7 protein-coding genes and 1 tRNA gene are annotated in these 7,877 nt (G+C 47.9%); 4 read left to right on the top strand and 4 right to left on the bottom strand.

Annotated elements, in window-relative coordinates:
* Nucleotides 1-82: 82 nt before the first annotated feature.
* Both JSQ97_RS12995 and JSQ97_RS12240 read right to left on the bottom strand, forming a co-directional pair.
* Complete coding sequence (locus tag JSQ97_RS12995; protein ID WP_239447139.1) at nt 83-304, bottom strand: hypothetical protein; 222 nt, start codon at nt 302-304, stop codon at nt 83-85.
* A 263-nt stretch (nt 305-567) separates the two neighbouring features.
* Nucleotides 568-640, bottom strand: a tRNA-Met gene (locus tag JSQ97_RS12240).
* Between the two features lie 525 nt (nt 641-1,165).
* On the opposite strand from JSQ97_RS12240, the gene JSQ97_RS12235 reads away from it, so the two are divergent.
* From JSQ97_RS12235 to JSQ97_RS12220, 4 genes are all read left to right on the top strand, one after another.
* The gene (locus JSQ97_RS12235) at nt 1,166-2,020 is read left to right on the top strand and encodes an Rpn family recombination-promoting nuclease/putative transposase (protein WP_205076302.1); all 855 of its coding nucleotides are present in this window, start codon (nt 1,166-1,168) and stop codon (nt 2,018-2,020) included.
* Nucleotides 2,021-2,466: 446 nt separating this feature from the next.
* Nucleotides 2,467-3,006 carry a rubrerythrin gene (gene rbr / locus JSQ97_RS12230; RefSeq protein ID WP_205076301.1) on the top strand — a complete coding sequence of 180 codons (540 nt, stop codon included), beginning with the start codon at nt 2,467-2,469 and terminating at the stop codon, nt 3,004-3,006.
* A gap of 28 nt (nt 3,007-3,034) precedes the next feature.
* Nucleotides 3,035-4,636, top strand: coding sequence for a cardiolipin synthase (gene cls, locus JSQ97_RS12225; protein WP_205076300.1), 1,602 nt, complete (start codon nt 3,035-3,037; stop codon nt 4,634-4,636).
* Nucleotides 4,637-4,818: 182 nt separating this feature from the next.
* The gene (locus JSQ97_RS12220; RefSeq protein WP_205076299.1) at nt 4,819-5,766 is read left to right on the top strand and encodes a bile acid:sodium symporter family protein; all 948 of its coding nucleotides are present in this window, start codon (nt 4,819-4,821) and stop codon (nt 5,764-5,766) included.
* A gap of 266 nt (nt 5,767-6,032) precedes the next feature.
* On the opposite strand, the gene JSQ97_RS12215 is transcribed toward JSQ97_RS12220, so the two are convergent.
* Both JSQ97_RS12215 and JSQ97_RS12210 read right to left on the bottom strand, forming a co-directional pair.
* The gene (locus tag JSQ97_RS12215) at nt 6,033-6,542 is read right to left on the bottom strand and encodes an HD domain-containing protein (RefSeq protein WP_239447138.1); all 510 of its coding nucleotides are present in this window, start codon (nt 6,540-6,542) and stop codon (nt 6,033-6,035) included.
* Nucleotides 6,543-6,544: 2 nt separating this feature from the next.
* Entirely contained in the window at nt 6,545-7,633 is a 1,089-nt protein-coding gene (locus JSQ97_RS12210; RefSeq protein WP_205076298.1) for a 30S ribosomal protein S1, read from the bottom strand.
* Nucleotides 7,634-7,877 lie beyond the last annotated feature (244 nt).

Raw genomic sequence — 7,877 nt, 5'->3', positions numbered from 1 at the left:
CTTCAAGCATTTATCAATAGATACAAAAAATGAACATGCTTTTTCTTTAATCAATTCATTATAATTTTTTGCAACTATTATATCAAAGGAAGTCTTCAATCGGGATACTGCCTTTGGAAGATTTTGGAACAGCCGAGTAGAGATAGTTTCTTTCTGTCAGGATCTTGATGATTGTTTCGATATCTTCTGCATCAAAATCAGCAGAACGCAAATTGTTGAAGAGTCTGATTTTATCGATACTCTGAACTTTGGAGTCCTTGCTGTTTACTCGGACAGGAATATTTCCGGTTACAATCCATTCCATAACCTTGCGTTCAGTTCTGTACGATTTTTACAGCCAGTAGATTTGTTGTTGGAAAGAGTTCCATCTGCGAGACGGATTTGAGCGTAATAAAATCCGGTATGGGCTCTAAAAATCAGATAGGGCTTAGCCATATTCACCTCACTAAGACCGTAAACTACTTTACTTAAAGTGTTTACTTAAATTAGTAATTTGAATCACGCTAAGCCCTACCTGTGTGGGTTTAGTAGTGTGCTAATTTCTTGTAACACAAGCAATCAGCAGTTTAGCGGGGGCAGGACTTGAACCTGCGGCCTCCGGGTTATGAGCCCGACGAGCTGCCAACTGCTCTACCCCGCGTCGTATGTTTTGTTATAGTATTGCTTATCGGATAAATAGTCAAGAGCGCATAATTCCGAGCAGTGCGGAGGAATTATGCGCGTCTCCTATAAAAGAAAAACGGTTCGGCCGTTTTTCACCTTCAGACTTAAAAAATAATTTCGAGCAGTGGTCGTTCGCGGTACACACGGAAATCAATTTTTAATGGGTAATGTGTAATGGATAATGCATAATTTCGGTAATGAGGCGATATTGAGTTTTCCATTTCAACGGGGACGAAAGGCGACACCGTGCCGTACATCGAGCGAAGTTCCCCGCGCAACTTGCAACGAGCGCGAAGCGCGAAGTTTCCCGCGCAGGATTTGCGAGCGTCTATCTCAAAGCGCACCGTAAATGCCGTGCTTTGTATCCTCATAAGGAATCGCAGTCGGCTTTTGCGGTGCATCCGTTTATTTTTATAAAAAACCGCGTAATTTATCACTTTGCAGGCGATATATAGTTCAGCGGCTCTCTTGCCGCACTATCTCAATAACCGAAGGTGCAGCTATGGAATATACCCATAAACCCGTCGAAGAACTCTCCTTTACCGACGACTTTATGTTCGGTACCGTCATGAAAAACAAAAGAATTTGTAAAGGCGTATTGGAGCGTTTATTGCACATCAAAGTCGGTAAAATAGAATATCCCTCGCTGCAAAAAACGATAGCACCCTTTTACGAAAGCAAGGGCATACGCCTCGATGTCTATGTCTCAGAGCCCGAGCGCATCTTCGATATCGAAATACAAACCTCACTTCCGCCCTCTCTTCCCAAACGCACGCGCTATTACCAAAGCCTTATGGATGTCGATAACCTCTTACGCGGACAAAGCTACGCGGAATTAAAAGAAAGCTACGTCATCTTTATCTGTACGCAGGATCCCTTCGGCAAAGGCTTGCCTGTCTACGAGTTTCGTAATATCTGTACCGCCGACGATATGCTTTTTCTTGATGACAAAAGCGCTAAAGTATTTTATAATGTGGGTGCCTACGGTAAAGAGGGAGAGCCTGAATTGAGCGCCTTGTTGAAGTATCTTTGCGAGAGGCGGGCGACGAGCGGTTTTACACAGCACATCGATGAGCTTGTCGAAAAAGCGAAACGGAACGAAAAGTTCAGGAGCTGGTATATGTCCTTAAATATCAGAGAAGATGACTTACGCATGGCGGGTGAAAAGATCGGTTTTGAGCGGGGAATACGCAAAGGCAGAAGAGACGGACTCTTAGAAGGACGACGCGACGGTGTCGCCGCGGGATCGTATCAAGCAAAGCGGGAAACGGCAAAGCTGATGGCTGAACGCAAATACCCGCTCTCTGAGATCCGCCTTATGACCGGTCTTTCGGAAGCGGAAATTAAAAAACTGTAATGGTATTTGCTCCAAAACTTGACATCCGACCTTTTTAGGTAAAAATTGATTTCCGTCCGCGGTACATCCGTATACCGCTCACTACCGTATTTTTGCTGCGCAAAAATACGCGATCATTTCGTAAAGATACGACACGGCATCCCTGCCGTGCGTTAAAGGACGTTCCCCGCGCGACTTGCAACGAGCGCGAAGCGCGAAGTTCCCCGCGCAGGAATTCTCAAGCGTCTCCGATAAAAGAAAAACTCGTCGAGCGTTTTTCGACTCTCGACTTGCTCTTTCCTTATGCCGTATTTCACGGTATAATCAATACAGCTATGTACATTGAACGAAGCCGTGATAATTTTTTATCATTTCCGCTTTTTGCGTTGCAAAACACGGTTCGCGCAGTGATCGTGCTTCGGCAAATATCGCTGCGTGCGGCTCATATTATGTTATTCGAGGTTGCTATGGCACAACTGAAAGGTTCAAGGACAGAAGAAAATCTTAAAACGGCGTTTGCGGGAGAATCTCAAGCGCACACGAAGTATCTCTATTTTGCAAGCAAAGCGCGCAAAGACGGATACGAACAGATCGCCGCACTGTTTGAAGAAACGGCGCATAACGAAAAAGAGCACGCAAAAATATGGTATAAGTTGCTCAACGGCGGTATCGGTACAACGGCGGAAAATCTCAAAGCTGCTGCGGCCGGTGAAAATTACGAATGGACCGATATGTACGCCGAATTTGCGAAAGTTGCAAAAGACGAAGGTTTCGATAAAATCGCGAAACTCTTTGAAGGGGTCGGCGCGATCGAAAAGACGCACGAAGAGCGTTATCGAAAACTGCTCAAAAATGTCGAAGACGGTCTCGTGTTTTCGAGAGACGATGATCGAATTTGGCAGTGCCGGAACTGCGGTCATATCGTCGTCGGAAAAAAAGCTCCCGACGTTTGTCCGGTATGCGCGCATCCGCAAAGCTTTTTCGAAATCCGCGCTGAAAATTATTAATTAACGGAAAGCCGGTGATCGGGGGTATATGACGGCAAAGCGAAGAAAAAAAATCGACCGGAGCAAAGACAGCGAGTATCACAAATGGCTTACCATGCCGATCGTGCAATCGCTGATCTACGGCAGGATCATCTTTATGATTCTGCTCCTCATTTTGCAGCTTTTGCTGTTTGTCGGATTTTTTTTGTGGCTCGGCTCATCTATAGAATACTTCCTTGCCGTCAGCCTCTGTGCGAGTCTCGTGTTTTTTGTTTTTTTAATAAACAGAGAAAGCAAAAACGAATACAAACTCGCATGGCTGCTTCCCATTTTTATTTTCCCTTTGAGCGGGATCTGCTTTTACATTTTAGTGCACTATCAAACGCTGACGAGCAAAATGCAAAAGCAGATTTCCCGTGCGGATAAAAACGCCGCGCAGAAAATTATTAATTCCACATACAAAGAAGAAAAACTGCCCTATCCGGAAATACGCGATATCATAACCTATTTGAAAAATTCCGCATTTTTTTTGCCGTATGCGCATAGCGACGTCGCGTATTATCAAAGCGGGGAAGACGCCTTTCCCGAAATGATACGGGCGATGAAAGCTGCAAAAAAATTCATCTTTATGGAATATTTTGCGATCTTTCCCGGCGTTATGTGGGGAACGATCCTCGATACCCTTGTTGAAAAGCGCAAAGAGGGCGTTGAAGTCCGCATCATGTACGACGGCTTCGGCTGTGCGCCTCTTTCTCCGCGCAGCTATCGAAGATACCTGCATTCTCTCGATTTGCAGGCGGCGATCTTTACGCCGGTCATACCCATATTCAACGCATACCTCAACAACCGCGACCACCGCAAAATCTGTATCGTCGACGGGAAAACGGCATTCACCGGCGGCATCAATTTAAGCGATCAATACATCAACAAAAACATCAACAAAACGCATAAATACGGCTATTGGAAAGATACCGTTATCCGCGTGACGGGGCCGGCCGTGCGCTCTTTTACCGGCATGTTTTTGGAGCTGTGGGATATCGTTACCGAAACGAAAGAAGACATCAACACCTATGTCGATGTGCGTCATAAAAAATACGATGTGCCGGGGATCGTCATTCCGTACAGCGATAACGCATATAACAATCAGGACATCGCGGAAAACGTATATTACTATATCATTACGCAGGCAAAAAAATACGTGCACATAACGACGCCCTACGTCATCATCGACAACCAAATGATGAACGCGCTCATCTTTGCCGCTCGGCGCGGAGTCGATGTGACGCTCCTCGTTCCACATACGATCGATCACTTTATCACGTTTTGTACGGGGCGCGTGTTTATCAACACGCTCGTCGAAAACGGCGTGCGCGTATATGAATTTACGCCCGGCTTCATTCACGCGAAGATGTTCATCTCCGACGATACGACGGCCGTCGTCGGTTCGGTCAATCTCGATTACCGAAGCCTCTTCGATCAGTTTGAAGACGCCGCGTTTATCTACAAGCATCCGGTTGTCGCGGAGATCGAAGCCGACTTTCAAAAGACGAAAGCGCAAAGCACCGAAATAACAAAACAAACGTATAAAAATACGCCCGTTCACCGCCGCATCATCGGTCGCATATTCAGAGTGTTCGCACCGCTTCTCTGACAAGGCACGGCAACTGATTAATAATTAACAAATTACGTGGAATTCCGAATTTTCGACAACTCGAAATCGAACCTCTTAATTTTTCTCACTCATTCCGCTGTCACTCATTCCGCTTTACATTGTTGTTTAATTTATGCTAAAATACTTTAATATAGCTAAATATACATAAAGGATGTATTTGTATGGAATTTCTCGAAAAGCTAAGCGCATTTTTCGGCAAGTGGATGGCGCTCATCGTCATCGCGGTCGCCGCTCTTGCGCTGTTTGCGCCGCAGACCTGTCTTTGGATCAAAACGAGCTGGATAAATTGGCTGCTCGGCATCGTCATGTTCGGCATGGGACTCACGCTCAAGATGAGCGATTTCAAAGTCGTGTTCAGCCGGCCGAAAGATATCATCATCGGCTTTATCGCGCAGTTTACGCTCATGCCGCTCATCGCCTTTGTTTTGACGAAGGTGTTTCAGCTGCCGACCGAAATCGCCGTCGGCGTTATCCTCGTGGGCACTTGTCCCGGCGGTACGTCGTCGAACGTGATGACCTATCTTTCAAAGGGTGACGTTCCGCTGTCGGTCGGTATGACCGCGGTATCGACACTGTTCGCGCCGCTTATGACGCCGCTTTTGACACTTCTGTATGCGGGACAGCGTGTCGATGTCAATGCCGTCGCGATGTTTTTGTCGATCGTAAAAGTCGTGCTCGTGCCGATCGCGCTCGGTTTGGTGTGCAATTATTTTTTCGGAAAAGTGACGCGCGAAATCGTGCGCATCCTTCCGCTTATTTCAACGCTTGCGATCATCATGATTATTGCAAGTGTCGTGTCCGCAAATTCCGGACGCCTGAAAACGGTCGGCGCAATGGTTGTCGTTGTCGTCGTACTTCACAATCTGCTCGGCTATGCGGCGGGATACGGCGTCGGAAAATTGCTGCGCCTCGACGCGACGAAGTGCCGAGCGCTTTCGATCGAAGTCGGTATGCAGAACTCCGGACTTGCGACATCGCTTGCGGCAACACACTTTGCGCAATATCCCCTCGCAACGATCCCGGGCGCGGTGTTCAGTGTGTGGCACAATATTTCAGGCGCCGTATATGCAAACTTCCTTGCAAGCCGGCATCCCGACAAAGCGAAGTAAAGTTGCTTCTAAAAACCGCAGCTTTTAGAGGTAACGTTAGAAATGCGATGTTTTGTCATGCAATGACACGGTGTTCGTGCAGTGCATCGAATAAAGCAGATCCGCTTCATGTGCGACTTGCATCGAGCATGGAGCGGTTTTCGCATCACCTGAAAAATTTTTTAAGGGGGAAAAGCCTTTCCCCTCGGTTCAGAGCTGCGCTCTTCACCCGACCCCTTTCGAGCGGGGGCAAACCTTTTTCGCTCGTGCCCCCGCAACGCCCCGCACTATCCGTACAATTCGTCGAGGAGCGCCTTTCCCGTTTCCGTGCGGAAAATCCTTTCGCGCACCGCTAACGCCTCGGCTCTCATCGCTTTATCATCCGCATCGTTTTCATGGTGCTCGTATATGTTTACGAGAAAATCCGCTTCAACGAGAATTTGATAATCCGTTCCGTCGATATTCGTATACGTGTGGTGAAGACTTACGAGCCGGCACACGCGCTCCGTTACCGCCGTATCGTAACCGAGCGCTTCGAGCATTTTTTTCGCTTCCGGCGGCCCCTCTATTTCCTGATAATGTCCGTGTCCGTTGCCGTATTTTTGCTCGGCAAGGTGAATGCCGATATCGTGCACGATAGCCGCCGTTTCCGTAATGTGCCGCAGCTCGTCGCCGACCTTTTCACCCGCACAGATCAGCTTCGCAAATTCGTACACTTTCAAAAAGTGATGGATGCGCTTGGGATCCCCTCTGTCGTACGCGATCATCGCGTGCAAAAGTTCGTTATTATCGGACATCGCTATTTTTTCAAAAGAGATGCAAACGGATTGTAACCCTCGCCGTCCGTCTGACCGGACATATAACGCGCCGTCGTTTTATCCTGTTCGACCGAAGTCGTCGGCGTAAGCGAAATGCGTCGTTCCCGAGCGTTTACTTCTTTGATAAGCACCGACATCTTTTGTCCCTTCGAAAAGACTTTACTCAGATTCGTATGAGAGTCGACGCCGTCCATTTCCGATATGTGCACGAGCCCGTCGACGCCCGGTTCGAGTTCCACAAAAACGCCGAAGGGCGCAACGCGAGAAACGGCGCCCTCGTATTTCGAGCCCGGAGCATATTTTTCGGCTGCAGCCGCCCACGGATCGGCGAGCAGTTCTTTTGCGCTCACCGAAACGCGCTCGTGCGCCCAGTCGACTTTAATAATTTTTACGTCGAGCTTTTGCCCGACGTGCAAAACGGCGCTCACGTCGTCGATGCGGGAACGCGCGATTTCCGAAATCGGCAGGAGCGCTTCGAATCCGCCGATGTCGACAAAGGCGCCGTACGTTTGCAGCGATACGACCGTCGCTTCGAGCGTCATGCCTTCTTTTAATTTTTCCTTCAGCATTTCGAGTTCGCGCTCGTGCGCTTCTTCCATGACGGCACGGTTCGAAACGAGTATGTCTCGGCCGTCGTTTTTGTATTCCTGAATTTTAAAAACAAGGTGCTTTCCGACAAACGACGCCGCGTCTCCCTTTTGCCTCCAGCCCATCTGCGAATACGGACAAAAGGCGCGGCTCGTTCCGATCGTCACTTCGTAGCCGCCTTTGATTTCTTTGTTTACATGCCCTTCGACGGGGATGCCGTTTTTATACGCGTTTTCCAAAATCGATTTATCCGCTTTGCCGCCGGAAATCTTCGTCGTAAAGCGCGCTTCTCCGTTTTCGTTTCCGATAAAATATACGTCGAGCATATCGCCCGGATGTATCGAACAGATGCCGTTTTCATCGGTAAACTCGGACGCGTCGAGTACGCCTTCGCTTTTTGCATTCAAATCGAGAAAAATCGTACCGGCGGAAACCGCGACGACTTTGAGAGAAACCCTCTCTCCCATATCAAATTTTTTCATACAAGCCTCATACTTCGAACGCGATTATAGCGCATTCCGCGGATGAACGCAAACCGCCGCATTGACACGGTCAAAACAACTGCAGGCTTTATAACGATGCTCTGAAACGTTGAAATTTGCGGAAAAGCAGGTTATAATACATATATCAGTCATCTTAAGTCAGTCCCGCAATTTCTTATGACGAGGGACCTATGTCCGGTACAACCGGTACAGCTTTTATATCTCCTGCTCAAAAGTACATACA

This window comes from Treponema sp. Marseille-Q4523 (genome assembly GCF_016901105.1).
In the GTDB taxonomy this organism is placed as follows: Bacteria; Spirochaetota; Spirochaetia; order Treponematales; family Treponemataceae; genus Treponema_D.
The sequence above is the reverse complement of the archived record's forward strand: the minus strand, read 5'-3'. Positions and strand labels throughout refer to the sequence as shown.